Source organism: Oscillatoria nigro-viridis PCC 7112, from assembly GCF_000317475.1.
GTDB classification, from domain to species: domain Bacteria; phylum Cyanobacteriota; class Cyanobacteriia; order Cyanobacteriales; family Microcoleaceae; genus Microcoleus; species Microcoleus nigroviridis.
Genome location: NC_019729.1, coordinates 4,466,570 through 4,483,932, shown reverse-complemented (window position 1 = coordinate 4,483,932; position 17,363 = coordinate 4,466,570). Strand labels below are relative to the sequence as shown.

The 17,363-nt window shown below is 46.7% G+C and carries 9 protein-coding genes and 1 pseudogene; 6 read left to right on the top strand and 4 right to left on the bottom strand.

The window, feature by feature from the left end; genetic code table 11:
• Window positions 1-292 precede the first annotated feature (292 nt).
• The 3 genes and pseudogenes from OSC7112_RS18760 to OSC7112_RS18750 all read left to right on the top strand — a co-directional run bounded on the left by OSC7112_RS18760 (window position 293) and on the right by OSC7112_RS18750 (window position 5,913).
• Window positions 293-3,208, top strand: a complete 2,916-nt coding sequence (locus tag OSC7112_RS18760) for a CBS domain-containing protein (RefSeq protein WP_015177376.1) — start codon at window positions 293-295, stop codon at window positions 3,206-3,208.
• A gap of 75 nt (window positions 3,209-3,283) precedes the next feature.
• Window positions 3,284-3,799 carry a DUF2127 domain-containing protein gene (locus OSC7112_RS18755; protein ID WP_223300644.1) on the top strand — a complete coding sequence of 172 codons (516 nt, stop codon included), beginning with the start codon at window positions 3,284-3,286 and terminating at the stop codon, window positions 3,797-3,799.
• Window positions 3,800-4,222: 423 nt separating this feature from the next.
• Window positions 4,223-5,913, top strand: a pseudogene (locus OSC7112_RS18750) (IS1634 family transposase).
• A gap of 892 nt (window positions 5,914-6,805) precedes the next feature.
• Here OSC7112_RS18750 and OSC7112_RS18745 read toward each other — a convergent pair.
• Window positions 6,806-7,150 carry a DUF4870 domain-containing protein gene (locus OSC7112_RS18745; protein ID WP_015177374.1) on the bottom strand — a complete coding sequence of 115 codons (345 nt, stop codon included), beginning with the start codon at window positions 7,148-7,150 and terminating at the stop codon, window positions 6,806-6,808.
• 102 nt (window positions 7,151-7,252) lie between these two features.
• Between OSC7112_RS18745 and prfC the strand changes: the two genes are divergently transcribed.
• Window positions 7,253-8,881, top strand: a complete 1,629-nt coding sequence (gene prfC, locus OSC7112_RS18740; protein ID WP_015177373.1) for a peptide chain release factor 3 — start codon at window positions 7,253-7,255, stop codon at window positions 8,879-8,881.
• An 88-nt stretch (window positions 8,882-8,969) separates the two neighbouring features.
• Here the strand turns inward: prfC and OSC7112_RS18735 are convergent, their stop codons facing one another.
• On the bottom strand, window positions 8,970-9,233 hold the full coding sequence (locus OSC7112_RS18735; protein ID WP_015177372.1) for a type II toxin-antitoxin system RelE family toxin: 264 nt from the start codon (window positions 9,231-9,233) through the stop codon (window positions 8,970-8,972).
• Between the two features lie 217 nt (window positions 9,234-9,450).
• A complete protein-coding gene (locus OSC7112_RS18730) occupies window positions 9,451-9,714 on the bottom strand; it encodes a type II toxin-antitoxin system Phd/YefM family antitoxin (RefSeq protein ID WP_015177371.1) in 264 nt (87 codons plus the stop codon).
• Window positions 9,715-10,105: 391 nt separating this feature from the next.
• On the opposite strand from OSC7112_RS18730, the gene OSC7112_RS18725 reads away from it, so the two are divergent.
• Window positions 10,106-10,375 carry a hypothetical protein gene (locus tag OSC7112_RS18725; protein ID WP_015177370.1) on the top strand — a complete coding sequence of 90 codons (270 nt, stop codon included), beginning with the start codon at window positions 10,106-10,108 and terminating at the stop codon, window positions 10,373-10,375.
• A 236-nt stretch (window positions 10,376-10,611) separates the two neighbouring features.
• Here the strand turns inward: OSC7112_RS18725 and OSC7112_RS18720 are convergent, their stop codons facing one another.
• Window positions 10,612-13,404, bottom strand: coding sequence for a tetratricopeptide repeat protein (locus OSC7112_RS18720; protein ID WP_015177369.1), 2,793 nt, complete (start codon window positions 13,402-13,404; stop codon window positions 10,612-10,614).
• A gap of 302 nt (window positions 13,405-13,706) precedes the next feature.
• On the opposite strand from OSC7112_RS18720, the gene OSC7112_RS18715 reads away from it, so the two are divergent.
• Complete coding sequence (locus OSC7112_RS18715) at window positions 13,707-16,298, top strand: zinc metalloprotease HtpX (RefSeq protein WP_150111560.1); 2,592 nt, start codon at window positions 13,707-13,709, stop codon at window positions 16,296-16,298.
• Window positions 16,299-17,363 lie beyond the last annotated feature (1,065 nt).

Sequence of the window (17,363 nt, the reverse complement as noted above, 5' to 3'; positions counted from 1 at the left end):
GCGTTGAGCGGAAATAGTTTCCCAGAACCGAAAAAAATCTTCCAAATTCTAGTTTTTGACAGTTTCCCGATCGTCGATCGAGAAATTGTCGGTTGATTGATACGAAAGAACCCAGGCAAATTCGGGCGTTGCGCGAACAGGCATCAGCGGCTCTTGAGATTTCGATCAATTTTATCATTGTTCGCTACACGACAGAAAATTGGAAAGGTTAAGTTAAAGCCCGATCGACACATCCGGTTTCAGAGGGCGAGAAATTGCTACTGTTTGAGTTAGAGATGCGGGATGTTCGACTATGGACTTAGTTTTGTGCCACACAACAGCAGATTTTGACGCCTTGGGGGCGGCGGTGGGACTTTGCGTGCTGCGCCCCGGTAGCAGGATCGTACTTACTGGCGGGTGTCACCCGACAGTGCGGGATTTTTTGGCGCTACACCGCGACGAGTACCCGCTGATTGAACGCCGATCGGTCAATCCGCAACAAATTCGATCGATTACTATAGTTGATGCCTCCGCGCGCGATCGGTTGGGAAAAGCCGCCGAGTGGCTGGATTTGCGGCACCTGAGCGAAATTGCCGTTTTCGACCACCACCTAGAGGCGCATTCAGACATCCCCGCTACTGTTACCCAAATCGAAGCAGTCGGAGCCACCACTACATTAATTGTCGAAAAGCTCAAAAATCAAGCAGAAAACAGCGACACACCATCTCGCCTTCTGCCTTCGGAAGCAACAGTCATGGCCCTCGGCATCCACGTCGATACAGGTTCCCTCACCTTTGAGGGCGCAACGGCGCGAGATGCAATAGCTTTGGGCTGGTTGATGGAACAGGGAGCGAGTTTGCGGGTAATCGCTGAATATGTAGAACCAGGTTTGTCTCCTCAATTGCAAGATTTGCTCCCAGAAGCGCTGAATAATTTGCGATCGGAAACTTTGCACGGTTACAGCGTAGCCTGGGTGCTGCTGTCTACTGAATCCTACGTTCCGGGACTTTCTTCGCTGGCTTCTCGCTTGCTGGATTTAACTGAAACCGATGCTCTGCTGTTAGGTAATGTTTATAAATTTGGCGAAAACGAAAACAACCGCAACATCGCTCCCGAATCGCCAGTTTCCAATCGATTAAGTATTATCGGCCGATCGCGCATCGAAGGCACAAACCTCAGCGAATTGTTCAAACCCTTCGGCGGCGGAGGCCACGCCCGCGCTGCTTCCCTCGCCACCCGCGATGTTGACCCCCTGCTGACTTTAAATCAGTTAGCTGACGAACTCAAAGCTCAAATTCCCCACCCTCCGACAGCGCGCGAATTAATGTCGTCTCCAGTGCGGAGTATTCGCCCGGAAACATCGGTGGGGGAAGCTCACCGTATCCTCCTACGTTACGGACATTCGGGGCTTTGTGTGGTCGATGCGGGCGATCGGCTCGCCGGCATTATCTCGCGCCGCGACATTGACATTGCCCTGCACCACGGTTTCAGTCACGCCCCGGTGAAGGGTTACATGACTTGGCAGCTAAAAACGATCGCCCCAGATACCTTGCTGCCGGAAATTGAATCTTTAATGGTGACATACGATATCGGGCGCTTGCCAGTATTGGAAAACGGTCAACTGGTGGGAATTGTTACCCGCACTGACGTGTTGCGGGAATTGCACCAGCAAAAAGCGCGAGACAGGGGAAGCAATGCAGAATTGTCTTATTGTGTCATGCCCGAATCGGTTGAGCAATTGTTGCGATCGCGCATCAGTCCCGAATTATGGCAATTATTGTCGATCGCGGCCAATATTGCCCAAAACCGCGGCTGGCAACTTTATCTTGTGGGTGGAGCAGTCCGGGATTTACTGTTGGCTGCGGATGATACAGTGGGGCTAACAGATATCGATTTGGTTGTGGATGGAAAGTCCGGTTCCGACGATTCCGGTGCAGGTGTCGAGTTAGCTTCCTCGCTGCAAAAACTTTACCCAGAATCGCGTTTGGACGTTCACGGTCAATTTCAAACCGCCGCGCTTTTGTGGCACAAAGACTCTGCTTTCGGCTCGCTGTGGGTGGATATCGCTACGGCTCGTACTGAATTTTATCCTTATCCGGCTGCAAATCCTGAAGTTGAAGCGAGTTCGATTCGCCAAGATTTGTACCGCAGGGATTTTACAATTAATGCGCTGGCTGTGCGGTTGGGTGTTCCTCGCAGCGGCGAATTGTTAGATTTTTTTTGCGGTTTGCTGGACTTGGAATCGAAGCAAATTCGAGTTTTGCACGCCAATAGTTTTATCGAAGATCCGACGCGAATTTATCGCGCTGTGCGGTTTGCGGTGCGGTTGGGGTTTGAAATTGAGCCGCAGACGGAAGGATACATCCGCCACGCTTTGGCCAGCGGGATTTATTACCGAATTCAGGGGGAAAACGGCCGAGCTCCGGCTTTGGAAACTCGGCTCAAAAGCGAATTAAAATACATTTTGCAAGCTCCTTACTGGAAAGTTGCTTTGCAAATGCTGGGAGATTTGCAGGCTTTGCGCTGCATTCATCCTAGTTTGGAGTTGGATCGGGAGTTGTGGCGGCAACTGCGTTTGCTCGATCGGTGTTTGCAAGGAAGAAGGAAGGAAGGCACGACACGGATTTTGACACGGATACACGGATTAATGATTGAGGGTGAGTCACGAGTCAGAGGGAAGAAGGAAGAGGGAATAGGGAAGAAGGAAGAAAAAGAAAAAGCAACTATTTCCAATGCCCAATGCCCAATTCCCAATGCCCCATTCCCCATTATCAATATTCCCGATTGGCAGATGCGGCTGGAAGTTTTGATCGCTTATTTAGCGCCGGAATATCGCGGCAAGGTGGCTGCAAATCTTCAGTTACCTGCTGACAGCATTAAGCGGCTGGAAGCTTTGGAAGCCGGAAAGAACCAGTTAGTAGAAAATTTGCCTAAGTGCGAGTTGCCGAGTCAATTGGTGCTGCTGTTGAAGAATTATGAATTTCCGGTGTTAATTGCGATCGCCCTGCAAAGTCCGCGAAGTACACGCCGCCAAATTTGGGAATATCTCACCAGATGGGCGAATGTCGATCCGCCTTTAAATGGCAACGATTTGAAGGCTTTGGGTTATAAGCCCGGGCCTGGGTTTAAACGAATGTTGGATGATTTGTTGGCGGCGAAGTTGGATGGCGATTTGGGCGATCGGGCTGCGGCTATCTCTTTCTTAGCACAACGTTATCCTCAAGCTTAGTAAGGTGCGTCAGCAGCGCGTTATTTTTGATATAATAGATTAGCTAATTGCTGACGCACTCTACTGAATTTTTAGTTGTCAATCCCAAACAGGCTAACCAGGCGATCGCACATTATTGATATTTCTAGAATTAAGGTGAAAAAACATCACGCTCCTGCTTTAATAGCAATTGTCCTTTACAAAACATTTGTGGCTTCGCTCTTGACAGTAACTTCGATTGCGTTGCTTTTTGCCTTAAAAAATCATCACGTCTTAGAAGAAGTTTCGCAATCTTATTTGTTAGAAAGCAAACTAAAACTTATTGAATTCATCTTAGACAAAATTCTCATTCTCAAGCCTAAAAGCTTACTGCTTAGCGGACTTGCCGCAGCACTTTATGCAGTATTAACTGCTGTTGAAGCCGTTGGTTTGTGGTACGAAAAAGACTGGGCAACCATCTTAGTTGTAGTGCTGGTAAGCATCAGTATACCCCCTGAAATATATGAATTAGTTCACGGGGTCACGGTACTTAAGTTAGCGGTATTTATCGCAAATTTAGCCGTCTTATGGTATTTGCTGCACCATTTGCCGAAGCACGGTAAAGGAGCTTAGAATTTTGGTAATTCAGAGGACACTCATTTAACTTAATAAATATCAGCATTTTAATTTCATAAAACGACCGATCGGTCAAATAAAAACATCCATCTTTACAAAAATTTTGTGATTGTAAAGATTCGATAAAGCTACGAGGGGTTATACCCCCTATGAGTTATAGTGACATATATATACCCACATTCCGCACCCTCAACTGGCACACACGCAGTTGGGGTGCCCCGTCCGAGTCGATCAGTCGGCTCTAGATGAGTAGAAATACTCTCGCCTGCCGTGTCAGGTGATCGAGCAAGCGATCGATTCAGTTGGAAAATGTACGAGCGTGTAAATTAACAACAAAAACCAATTATCCCCCGTGCGACGCGGAGGATAAAAATAGTCTAAACTCAAGTAGCAAACAATTCGCTCGATCGAATGAAACCCGTGCATCAAGCAACTGAACTCGCCGTCTCTAACCTCGACCATCTTGGTTTAATAGCAGGTCTAGTTGATGAAATAGAAATTGTCCAAAAAATCAATGAGTTAGTAGGGGAACAACCGGGTGAGATTGTCAGTCCAGGTCTAGCAGTCAAAGCAATGATTATCAATGGGTTAGGGCTTGTTTCCGCTCCATTATACTTATTTCCTAAATTTTTTGAAGGCAAAGCGCTCGAACATTTAATGGGTGAAGGTATTCAAGCATCACACCTGAATGAATACCGTTTAGGTAGAGTATTAGACAAGCTATATTTAGCAGGCAGCAGCCAAATATTTACAACTATTGCCGCTTCAGCAGCTCAAAAATTTGAGCTCGATACAGAGACATCCCATTTAGATTCAACTTCCTTTCACCTGCATGGCAAATACGAATCCGAGCTACCATCTGTATCTGTTATCGAGCCAGAAACGGCGCTAGATAGCGAAGATAGCGAAGATAGCGAGTCAACTAAACCCGTGTCATCTGCCGTGCCAATTAAGATTACCTACGGCTACTCCCGCGATCGCAGACCCGACTTAAAACAATTCATTTTAGATTTAATTTGTAGTAGCGATGGAGATGTACCGCTATTTTTACGGGTGGGTTCGGGAAATGAATCAGATCGAGCCATATTCGCATCAATTTGTCAGGAGTTTAAACAACAGTTAAACCTTGACAGTTTAATGGTTGCAGATAGTGCATTATATTCAGCTCCTAACTTAGAAATGTTAACCAATTTAAGATGGTTAACCCGCGTACCGTTGAGTATCAAGCAAGCGCAGCAACTGGTATCTCAGTTAAATGAAGCAGAATTTACCCCCAGTTCTGTGAGTGGATATAGCTGGTCAGAACACAAAAGTAATTATGGTGGAATTGAACAAAGATGGCTAGTAGTAGAGAGCAGTTTGCGACGCGATTCAGACCGACAAAAACTCGAAAAAAACTCAAAAAAGCCCAGGCTGAAGCTGAGAATAAACTGCAAGAACTCTCAAAAATTGAATTTGCTTGTGCCGCCGACGCTGCCGCCGCAGCTCATCGCTTATCCAAACAACTAAAATTTTACAATATCACCCAAGTTAGTAGCAAAGAAATTACAGTAAAGACTAATACTAACGATCCAAATGCTCGCGAGAAATCCAGCTCGAAACAGAGATTTAAAGTTCAAGCAAAACTGGAACCAGATACAGGTGCGATCGCCAAAGAAACCAAAGCCTGTGGCAGGTTTATTCTCGCCACTAATGTGCTGGAAACTCAGCAATTAGAGCCTGACGATATGATTGTGAAATACAAAGAACAGCAGTCAGCAGAAAGAGGGTTTGGGTTCTTGAAAGATCCGCTGTTTTTTACGGACAGTGTATTTCTCAAGTCGCCGGAAAGAATCGAAGCTTTGGCATTGGTAATGGGTTTGTGTTTGTTAGTCTATACTTTAGGTCAAAGGTTACTGCGTCACAGTTTGCAACGCACTAATTCCCAATTGAAAAATCAGTTGGGCAAACAAACTAATCGACCGACGCTCCGTTGGATTTGCCAGATATTTCAATCAATTCATCTGGTGAGCCTACAAGGGATTCAACAAATTTCTAATTTAACAGCCGAGCGAATGGCTATATTGAACTTGCTGCCGCTCTCCTGTAAGTCTTATTATTTATTAATCTGAGATCGAGCAGTTTGTTTGATGAGCAAAACTGACAGAAATTTCATAAATATTTGATTCAGTAGTGATGTGTAATTATCAGGCTGCTGGAAATATCTGCTGTCGATTAATAGTTAATTATGACGGATGAAGGTGTTGTTAGATATCGAGAATCTAGGATTTGCCCGAAAGCAGTTAATTTTCAACTTGCCCCAACAGGTCGATGCGATTGTGACCCAACAGGTCGCGGGTATTTTTGATTATTATCTCGGACGAGAGACTCGGACGGAGCACCCCAACTGCGTGTGTGCCAGTTGAGGGTGCGGAATGTGGGTATATAGATGCACCCTGATGGCTTTCCCGTTCCACAAGAGCGGGATTTTTATTGGCAAAATATTGTATTAAGTTTTAATACACCTGGTAGAGATAGAATTGGTGGAATATTCCAATAAAACGATCGCCCGATGCAAAAATAGCACAGCTAAAGCAAAAACGATGGTTCGGAACTCGAACATCCGCCCTAACTCCGCGAAATAACCCAAAGGCGTTAGCATAGTGCGGGAAACGGCATCAATGAAAGATGAGCTTAGCGTTCACAACAGCTTTGCAACAGGGCGAAGACACCATAATTAATAGTTGAGTGTGCTCTAATTTTTGATGTTTTATGGATTAAGAAGATTTCACTCATGATGTTAGGTGAATTTTCTGGAATCCCAACTAGATGATGCTTAGTTCAACCAACTTTCTTTTAAGTGTTTTTACTGAATCTTGTCTCCGACAATCAACCCTCCTTGTCACTTAAGCAGTGTATTGGTCAGTTGGAGGTAACGAATGTGAGTTAAAAAACAATTAAAAACCCGGTTTCTTATTGAAGAAATCGGGTTGTTGAAATCGATGGTGAAGCGCGATTTTCTGTCTAAACTATTCGGAAAATCAAAGGGTAGCGGTAAGGTTGGTTGGGTGTTTGCAAAACGTGGAGGATAGCCATTATTGTCAGTCCCCAGTGCAGCAAATAACCTAGGGGCACTAGGATAAAGCCAGCAAGACCGAAAGTGACGACAGTTAACGCCACAATTACGGCGCTGTACAGCCATACATTAAGGTGAAAATTGATGGCTTCTGTGGCGTTTTCTTTGACAACGGGGTCATCTGATACTAACAATACAGCGATCGGCGCTCCGATCGAGAACAGTAACGTACTAAAAAAAATCGCCCCGTGGCACACCAGTGATAGCAGCTTCCGCTTGTCCGAGTCGTACATATTACTTTTGTTCCTTGACTGTAGTGATAATTTTACCTTTAAAAGCAACTGTAGCACAGGCTATAATGGCGATCGGGTGATGATTCCCCTACCTAATTTGTGATGACAACAGAACTCGAAACTGAACTGCTAACTGCTGCCCGGCGCCGGCGCAACTTTGCTATTATCTCGCACCCCGACGCGGGAAAAACTACTTTGACAGAAAAGCTGCTGCTGTACGGAGGTGCAATTCACGAAGCAGGTTCTGTGAAAGCGCGGCGGGCCCAGCGACACGCTACCTCTGACTGGATGGCGATGGAACAGCAGCGGGGAATTTCTATTACTTCTACTGTTTTGCAGTTTGAGTATAAAAAATATCACATTAATCTGCTCGATACTCCGGGACACCAAGATTTTAGCGAAGATACTTATCGCACTCTGGCGGCGGCTGACAATGCAGTAATGCTTGAGGATGCTGCTAAGGGTTTGGAACCGCAAACTCGGAAGTTATTTGAAGTTTGCAAGCTGCGAAGTTTGCCTATTTTTACTTTCTTTAATAAGCTCGATCGCCCTAGCAGAGATCCTTTGGATTTGTTGGACGAAATTGAGAAGGAATTGGGGTTGCAGACTTATCCGGTAAATTGGCCGATAGGTACGGGCGATCGCTTTAAAGGTGTTTTCGATCGCAGAGGGCAGAAGATTCACTTATTTGAGCGGACTAAACACGGTTCTCGCGCTGCTGTTGATACCGTCATCGAATTGGGCGATCCGCGCATTGAAGATTTGTTGGAACAAGACCTTTACTATCAGCTCAAAGAAGAGTTAGAACTGCTGGATGAGTTGGGAACTGAACTCGATTTAGATTTAGTTCGGGCTGGAAAAATGACGCCTGTTTTCTTTGGCAGCGCGATGAGCAATTTTGGGGTCGAACTGTTTTTAGATGCGTTTTTAGATTACGCTATGAAGCCGATCGCCCGCAAGAGCAGCGCCGGAGAGTTGCCGCCAACTTATGAAGATTTTAGCGGGTTTGTGTTTAAATTGCAAGCGAATATGGACCCGAGACACCGCGATCGGGTGGCGTTTATTCGGGTTTGTACGGGCAAGTTTGAAAAGGACATGAACGTGACTCACGCTCGCACTGGTAAAACGGTGCGCTTGTCAAGACCTCAAAAGTTATTTGCTCAGGATCGGGAGTCGATCGATGTTGCGTATCCGGGCGACGTGATCGGTTTGAACAATCCGGGAGTATTTGCGATCGGCGATACTATTTACACCGGGCAAAAACTGGAATATGAAGGCATTCCCTGTTTTTCTCCCGAACTTTTTGCGTTTTTGAGAAATCCCAATCCTTCTAAGTTTAAGCAGTTCCGCAAAGGCGTTTCGGAGTTGCAGGAAGAAGGCGCAGTGCAAATTATGTACTCGGTTGACGAGGCGAAACGCGAGCCAATTTTGGCGGCTGTCGGACAGTTGCAATTTGAGGTGGTGCAGTTCAGAATGCAGTCGGAATATAATGTCGAAACGACGATCGATATGTTGCCTTACAGTGTAGCTCGTTGGGTTGACGGCGGTTGGGAAGCGCTGGAAAAAGTTGGGCGGCTGTTTAATACGGTGACGGTGAAAGATATTTGGGGAAGGCCTGTTTTGCTGTTTAGAAATGAGTGGAATTGCCGACAGGTGGAAGGAGAACACCCTGTTTTGAAGTTAAATGCGATCGCCCCTGTGGTTTCGGGTTTGGCTGTTAGCGAGGAGTGAGATTACCGCAGGCAAAGGACACAACTCTGTTGTGTCCATAGAAATGATATTTATTCGGCTTAAATACGCCGGATATAAGAAGTTACAATCACGGCTCTAACAGTTTTTCTAAGATGGTGTAAATGTCTTTTTTGTCACCATCTTTACGTCTCCCTAGTCCCACGACAACAACTAGAACTCGCTCTTGTTCGACTTGATAAACTATACGATAGCGCTGTCCAACAGCTCGGATGCTGCGAAATCCTGATAGGTTATCTACAAGGGCTTTGCCTTGCTTTTGTGGTTCAACTTTTAGTCGATCGATGCGATCGCGCAATTTTTCCTGTTCTCGTCGATCTTTAACCGAAAGCATCCAGGATACAAGCCCCCGGATTCATCCGTCCAGAAATAAAAAACCTGTATCCGATAAAGAGCCGAACGTATTTATCTCGCGCAAGTCAATGCTTCAATTCTAAAATCTAAAATCTAAAATCTAAAATCTAAAATCTAAAATCGATTGACTGCCTCCAACATTTCCAGTGCCAGTGGCGTAAGCTGGATGTCATATTCGATCGCATTTTCTTCGTGATTCATAGTCCCAATTTTGCTTTGGCATTTTCCCAGGAAATAGTTTCCCCTTGGCGTGCTTGGGTGATGCTTTGGCGCAATTTGGCAACGAATTCTGTATCGGTGAGAATATCTAAGGTTTCTAACAGTTCAGTCAAATGCGTGTAGCTCATTGCAGCCATAACGGGAACGCCATCTTGAGTGATGATGATCGGCTCATTGATAAGTTCTTGGGGTAGGTTGGGAAGCTGCTGCTGTGCTTGGGCAATGGTGAGTCGTTTGGACATGGTTGTACTAAAGCAACATTACTTTTAATTTAGCATTTCGGCCCAACTAACTGGTTTCGAGCCACTGACGCTGGTAACGAGTAAATCCAAAATCTAAGATCCAAAATCTAAAATCTAAAATCGGTTGACGGCGGCCCCCCTCTGCGGCTACGCTTTGAAGTGAGAGGTTGCTTGCTTGTAGAGGAGGCAGCCCGCGTCGCCCAAAAATCTAGTTGCACTGCCCAAAGCTGCGCTAACAGCAATGGACAGCATAACCGCCAAACTGGAATCAGCAGTCTGGAGGCTAACGGAGCATTTTAACATCCTCTGTAGCCGCCCTGCTATGTCTTGAAATGCGGGGCGGCTGGGTTTTTGGGTTTTTCTAGAAAACCCAAAACCAGGAGAACATATTATGTCACAGGAATTCGTGCCTGACGACAACAAATTCGAGCGCCCAAATGACGACTCAGCAGCAGTATGCGAACAGGAAGTGGTGCTGTTAACGGTTGTCGGTTCGCCCAAAGGTGTCCGGGAAACCATACTCACTTTGTACCGGCTGGGATTTGCAGAAGTGGGCGATTGGAGTCCCCCACAGCGTGCGGCTAATCCGAAGCAGGTGATGAGCGTGCTGATCCGTCGGAAGCGGGGTGAGGGTACACCGCCGAAACAATCTGGGCGGTAAGCTGCAAGGTTAAATAGCTAAATTCGAGGGCGGGCTTTTAAGGCTATGTCCCTGAGTCCGGCAGTCCGGCAGGGGTTGAAACCCCTGCCTCAAAGCTAAAGTCCTCGCTATGAGGACTGAAGAATTCATTAGTCCTCTTTAGAGGACTTTTGCTATTAGCCAGGGAATTCATTCCCTGGCGGGCTTTAGGTTTAAGGCAGGGAATGAATGTCGCGCCTTTACTCCTTGCGATCGAGCTAACTGCTGACAGTATCCTCACCCAAATTATCGATAAATTCTTGCAGCGAATCGCGCCAATTGCGAACCCAATCGCGATTAGGAGCAATGGCTAAAGAGCGATCGAACATTTTCAGTGCCTCTTGCCAATTTTTGAGTGCTTCCTGTTGGTCAGAGAATTTTGCTTGCAAATCACCCAGTATTTTTAGCGCCCTCCCTTTGTTGTTGAGAACACCGATATCATCCGGCGCAATAAGTAAAACAGAATTACAGGCAGCGATCGCCTCAAAGTAAGACTGTTTTGCCGCCTCAAATTCACTTAGCTGTGCTTGCAATTCACCCAGACTTCGCAGCGCATTCCCTTTGTTGTTGAGAGCATAGATATCATCCGGTGCAATAAGTAAAGCAGAATTAAAGGCTGCGATCGCCTCAAAGTAAGACTGTTTTGCCGCCTCAAATTCACTTTGCTTTGCTTGTAATTCACCCAGACTTTGCAGCGCAATCCCTTTGTTGGTGAGAACATAATTATCATCCGGTGCAATAAGTAAAGCAGAATTATAGGCTGCGATCGCCTCAAAGTAAGACTGTTTTGCCGCCTCAAATTCACTTTGCTTTGCAAGCAAATCACCCAGACTTCGCAGCGCATTCCCTTTGTTCCTGAGAACGTCGATATAATCCGGTGCAATAAGTAAAGCAGAATTATAGGCTGCGATCGCATCACAGTAAGAAAGTTTTGCAGCCTTAAATTCACTTAGCTGTGCCTGTAAATTACCCAGACATTTCAGCGCAATCCCTTTGTTCCTGAGAACGTCGATATCATCTGGTACAATAAGTAAAGCAGAATTCAAGGCTGCGATCGCATCACAGTAAGAAAGTTTTGCAGCCTCAAATTCACTTAGCCTTGCTTGTAATTCACCCAGTCTGTGCAGCGCATTCCCTTTGCTGTTGAGCGTAGCGTCATCATCGGGAGTGAGAATGAGTTGGCGATCGTAAGCTGCAACTGTCTCTAAATATTCTTGTTTTGCCTCTACGTATCGAGCAAACTGAGCATAGTAATGTCCCTCCGATCGCGAAACTCTACCAAGCCAATAATCACTTTTAATCCACAACTCATCTCTAACTCCCAGCAGCGCCTCGCATTCCTTATAGCGACTCTTTTTCAAAGCTTTATTAAACACCTCTTCCCATTCCTTCACACCCCGCTTCCAATCCAAGCGATTAGCATGAAAAATTGCCTCCGCCGCATCCCCCACTTCCCGATAATGCGCCTCTAAAACTTCATGAGCTTTGCGAGTTTTCGGATTATCCCGATCGGCATCCAAACGCCGCAATAAATCGTGAATCCGATACCAGTTATCCCCCCGCTTCTGCGATTTCCACACAAAGGAAAAACCCGTCAACATCTCAAAATTTGCACTGCTTGCTTGGAAGTGACAACCCACTCCCAATTTCACGTACAAATCTTCATCAAAAGCGCGGCAAGCACTCAGCGAATGCACGGCAGATCGCACTTCGCGATCGACATAACTCAGCAACCGATCTGTTAATTCCGCAGTCTTGTTTTCCAACTTCGGAATCCGCGCAAAATCCGACGACATCAACTCAATTCCACGCCTTCTTTCTGCCAGCACCGCATCCGCGCACAAACCCAAATAAAACGGATGTACCTGCAAATTATCCCAAGGATCGTTGGGATTGAGGCTGGCATATTTAATCACAGCATCTGCCAAATCTGCCTTGTCAATCTCCACCTTGTGCAAGTAATCTCTAGCATCGGCGGGGGACAAATGCCACACTAATTGTGCATCTATATAATCTTCAGGAATCGGAAACCTCGACGCATTCGGCCACCGCAATTGCGTCACCGGACACTCTCGCCCCGCCACAACAACTACAATCCCCAATTTGTAATCTAGCGCCCTAAGCAACCGCCGAAACCACTCATCTTGATACCAAAAAGTTGCGCCTTGAGAATTGCGTTTTTCATCCCACATTTTCTCGTGAGTATCGAACAGCATCACGAGGCGATCGGGTTTATTTTTGCCAGCCATTGCCGCATTTAAATCCCCGGCAAATAATTTCGGCAAATAGTCGGTTAACTCAGTATCAATGTCTAGACGGCGAATTTCCTCCGCCTTTTCATCGCTGACACCGAGGCGATTTTGAACTAATTTCATCGCCCGCTTAATCCCGCCCAATTTATCTATCCCTTTGAGCACCGCTACAGCTTGCGCCACCACCGGAACATCTGCAAAAGTTTCAACTACAGATGCCACCAATTCCGCCACATCATCGGGGAAAAGTTGGTTGAGAGTTGCTTCTGATTCGCCTTTGTTCAGCAAATACCAAAAGCAAGCAAAGTCATAATTGGGAAATTTAAATTTATATTTCTTGGTGGCTGCTGCAATATTGCGCCGCAGCATCAGCAAGCCGTAAAATCTATCTTGAGGTTTATCTTCTTTAATCGGTATCAATCCGAAATCGTGTCTGACTGCGGGGATGGGAGTGTAGGTTTTAGCTGCTGCGTAGCGGACGAAATTAGCAACTTCGGCGGCTTGCGATTCAGGGAGTTCGCGCCATTGTTGCCAGACATCCGGGGCAAATCTTTTGCAGCAGTGAAACTCCAAGTGTTTTAGCAGCAAAGACTTGCCGTTACCTCCATCTCCGAAAAAATACAAAATTTGTTCCGGAGGCGGGTCGTCGTTTAAATAAAAGGCAAATCTGCGGGTAAATTCGTGTCTGTCGGTGAAAAGTTGCAGTTTGCGATCGCTGCTAATAGATTCGCTTTCAAAATCTTCGTCGTCAATTGGCATAAATGTGCAGGTGAGGTGTTAATTTAATTATAAGCAAAAATTAGATGGGTTCGGTGAGTGAAATCGCTTCTTGTCAAACAAAGTCCGCGCAACGCGAGACTAAAAGAGCAAGGAAGTATTTAACCATAAATTGACATAATTCTTCAGTCCTCTTGAGCGAGGACTTTAGCTTTGAGGCAGGGGTTTAAACCCCTGTCGGATCGTGGCGATCGTGCAATATCTCAGAAACAAATAATTTTAGTGAAATTATTTGAGTACCTTGCGGCAAAGGTTGCAACAAATGGTGACAGAAAAATAGAGGTGTGTTAAAACAGCTATCGATCGACCAGCCAAGCTATCTTAGAAAGGACGCGATCGCAAGCACAGTTATGGCATCTCCACACAATCAAAATTCGGCGGATTCATCTGTGAAAGAGTCTCTGGAGGCTGGGTTAGCCGCTTTGAAACAAAAAGATTACAAAAGTGCGATCGCCCTTTTAGAATCCGTTACCCAAACCGCAGCTAATGGGCCGTCGGGAATCCGCGCACAAATGGGGTTGGTGGCTGCGTACAAAGCAACCGGCAATCTGAAAAAGGCGATCGCCCTGTGCTCTTCCCTCGCCAAAAGTCCCAACTCTCAAGTCAAAACTTGGGCCGATCGCGCTTTAACAGAATTAACCCCCCCTCCCCCCCCAAAACCACCGGCAAATAAACCAAAATCCGCAGAAACTCCCCCCGAAACAGGCTTTGTCGCCTTTGATGCCGGAACAAAATCGCCGAAAAAATCGATTGGGGGCGATGGCTTACGCCCCGCTTCGCTACGACCGACCTCAGACCAAAAAACAGGATTTTTGCCTTTAGAGCCGACTGCCGCGCCGGGAAACGCCAAATCGCAACATATTTCCCCGCCACCTCCACCCCCCACACCGCCGATTCGCGCGACATCAGAGGGCGGGCACGGGGGCACCGCCCCTACAGAAACCGCACCCGATACAGAAATTAGCGGCGAAAATAGTTCCGGTTCCCCAACAGATATCCCCGCAGTCGCCAGCCCAGATACTTACCAACTCACTTGGCGCCAAGCAGGGCGCGCGAAAAGCCCGCGCCCCCTCAAACCGCTGAAGTTGCTGGAGTTTCGGGTGGAAGCCGTTGCAAGTGCGATCGCCCTATTTTTCCTAGCCCGGTTTGTCCTGCAATTCCTGCTGACAAACACTAATTCTCTGTTGGTTCAGCTTTACATATTCACTAGACTGCCTATTTTCGCGCCGATTCAGCTTTTTTACCGCGATCCCACTCCGTTTGTTCAGATGGTTTTTGGATTGCTTTTGGCCTCGTCTCCCTGGCTGATAGACGCGCTGCTGAAACTGTTTTGCGGCATCGAAACCCTGCGCGGGTCGGTTTTATCCAAGCACAGCAAGGAAGCTAGCCGGGTACTGCGAAGTTTTTGTACCAAGCAAAATATGCCGGTGCCGGTGCTGAAACTATTGCCGCTGAATGTTCCTGTAGCTTTCAGTTACGGCTGTTTGCCCCGTTTTGCTCGGATTGCTGTGAGTCGCGGGCTGTTGGAACAGTTGACGGATGATGAAATTGCTGCTATTTTCGCGCGGGAGTTGGGCCATATTTCTCACTGGGATTTTGCGCCGATGTCCCTGGCGCTGCTGGTGATTCAAATTCCTTACTTGATTTATTGGCAGGTGGCGCACTGGCAAGAGCGGTTGTGTGATTTAATGACGATCGAGTTTTTGCGTTCTGCTGTCAAATTTGTGGCCGCTGCTATTTCTGCTACCAGTTACGGGATTTATAAGTTGTTGCGCTGGCCGATGTTGTGGCTGTCGCGCCGCAGAGTGTATTTTAGCGATCGGACTGCTGCGGAAATTACGGGCAATCCTAACGGTTTGACGCGGGCACTGGCTAAAATTGCGATCGGCATTGCTGGTAATATCGAACAGCAAAAACAAACTAGCTTTTTCCTCGAAAGTTTCGATCTATTGTTACCCGTAGGCGTCGGACAAGCTGTAAGCCTTGGTTCTGCTGCATTACACGCGCCGCTGGAACAGATTTTGCTGTGGGATGTCAGCAATCGCGAGCGCAACTGGTTGACGGTTAACCGCGCGCATCCTTTGCTGGGAGAGCGTTTGAAGCTGTTGGCCCTTTACGCTCAATTCTGGCAACTGGAGACAGAGTTAGATTTGGCAAACGCGGGAGTGCCAGAACAACCCAAGAAAGGAAAATTGTCTCTGTTTAAGTCAATAATCGAATTTAAAGACTCAAAACTATTTTTACAGGGTGCGCCGTTTTTTGGGATTCCGATGAGTTTGGCGATAGTCGGGGTGCTTTGGCTGATTGGGGGGATTTTTTCGAGGACGAGTATCTGGCAGTTGGATTGGCTTTGGGGCGATCGATCGATTATTTGGGGCTGTTTGCCGATCGGATTTAGCATCGGTACTTTGATGCGGATCAATTATTTTTTCCCGGACATTACACCGCAAGAAACCGCTTCGCCGAGTTTGCCGGAAATTTTGTCAAATCCCGAGAGTTTGCCGCTGGATGCTGAACCGGTGCGGCTGGAAGGGCAACTTTTGGGTCGATCGGGTATGGGTAATTGGCTGGGACAAGATTTGATTTTGCAAACGGCGACGGGTTTGGTGAGGTTGCATTATGTTTCGAGGTTTGGCTACATTGGCTCTTTATGGCCATTTTTGTTCAAAGAGACGACTCGCCCCAGCGATTTGATCGGAAAATCTGTTGTGGCCACTGGTTGGCTGCGCCGGGGTGCTACTGTGGCGATCGACCTTGAAAGTCTCCGCAGTCAAGGAGGGAGGGTTAGTGACAGCGGACATCCGATTTGGTCTGCGATTTTGGCTTTTGCTGCTGCTTTTTGGGGCGCATACATTATTATCCAGGGCCCAAGGTGAGACTATTTTGGATTTTAGATTGGGGATTTTAGATTGAAGAATGGGAAATGACTTACTGCATAAGGGTTTCGAGGTTGCCTGCAATTGCATTTTTTACAGGTATGAGGAATAGTTATCAGATTGCCGCACTCGATCGCGCACAACGCGCAGCCCCAGATGAGTTTTGAGTTCAACGGGGGATGGGCGATCGATCTTCTCGGTGCGCCGCGTACACCCTACCCGATGTTCTCGGTGCTTGTGGCACACCCGAAGAGTCTATCGGTTACATCAGTTACATCCGTTACATCCCGTACATTGCTCGTTGCCGAACTTCCTCGTTCATTTGTAAAGAAAAGTTGCTTTTTTGCTAGCACTCTGTTACATTAGTTTACAGGAATTGGATTGAACCAAACAGCGCGATAACTTCAGTTGGCTAAAATCCCTTAAGGCATTGCGTAAAAATTGTCAACCTCCCAACACAGCAAGTACAGCCAGCCGCTTGTCGGCTGTTTTTTTTCGAGCGCTATTTTTGCTGTGCGGGATGAATTCTCAAAAGTGATTCAGATGTGGTTTCCGTTAAATTCAGACTGAAATCTTCCTAAATAACTAGCTCTGTTACCAAGGCTGTGATACCTTTAAAGAATGCTCGGACTCTGCCGGGCCCAATTTAAGGGATACCGGGTAAGTGAGTAGTTCTCAGCATTAGGAGCGAGATTAGGATCGAGGTAAGATTACTGGCTGAAAAAATGTTAGCCATTTTATCCATCACTGTATTAAACTGAATACTGGCATTCCGATCGCTTGCAATTGACATCCTTGGACATAAATTTCTAGACGGCGCTGGCTATAAACATTCTGAATCAAAACCGGAAGCAAGTAATACAGAATAGCCAATAGCCTAAACATTTGAGTGATGACTAAAAGTTTACACAACAACCTGAGATTTAAAAGCTCTCTGCATCGGCGGTTAAGTTCCGGCCTTATCAGAGTAAATCATCTTTTTGTTCTAAAAGGTGGGGGGAGCTGTCAAGGTTGGTGGGAGGAATGCGCCAATTCTCGGGTTATGTGGTGTTTGCCTGAAGTCAA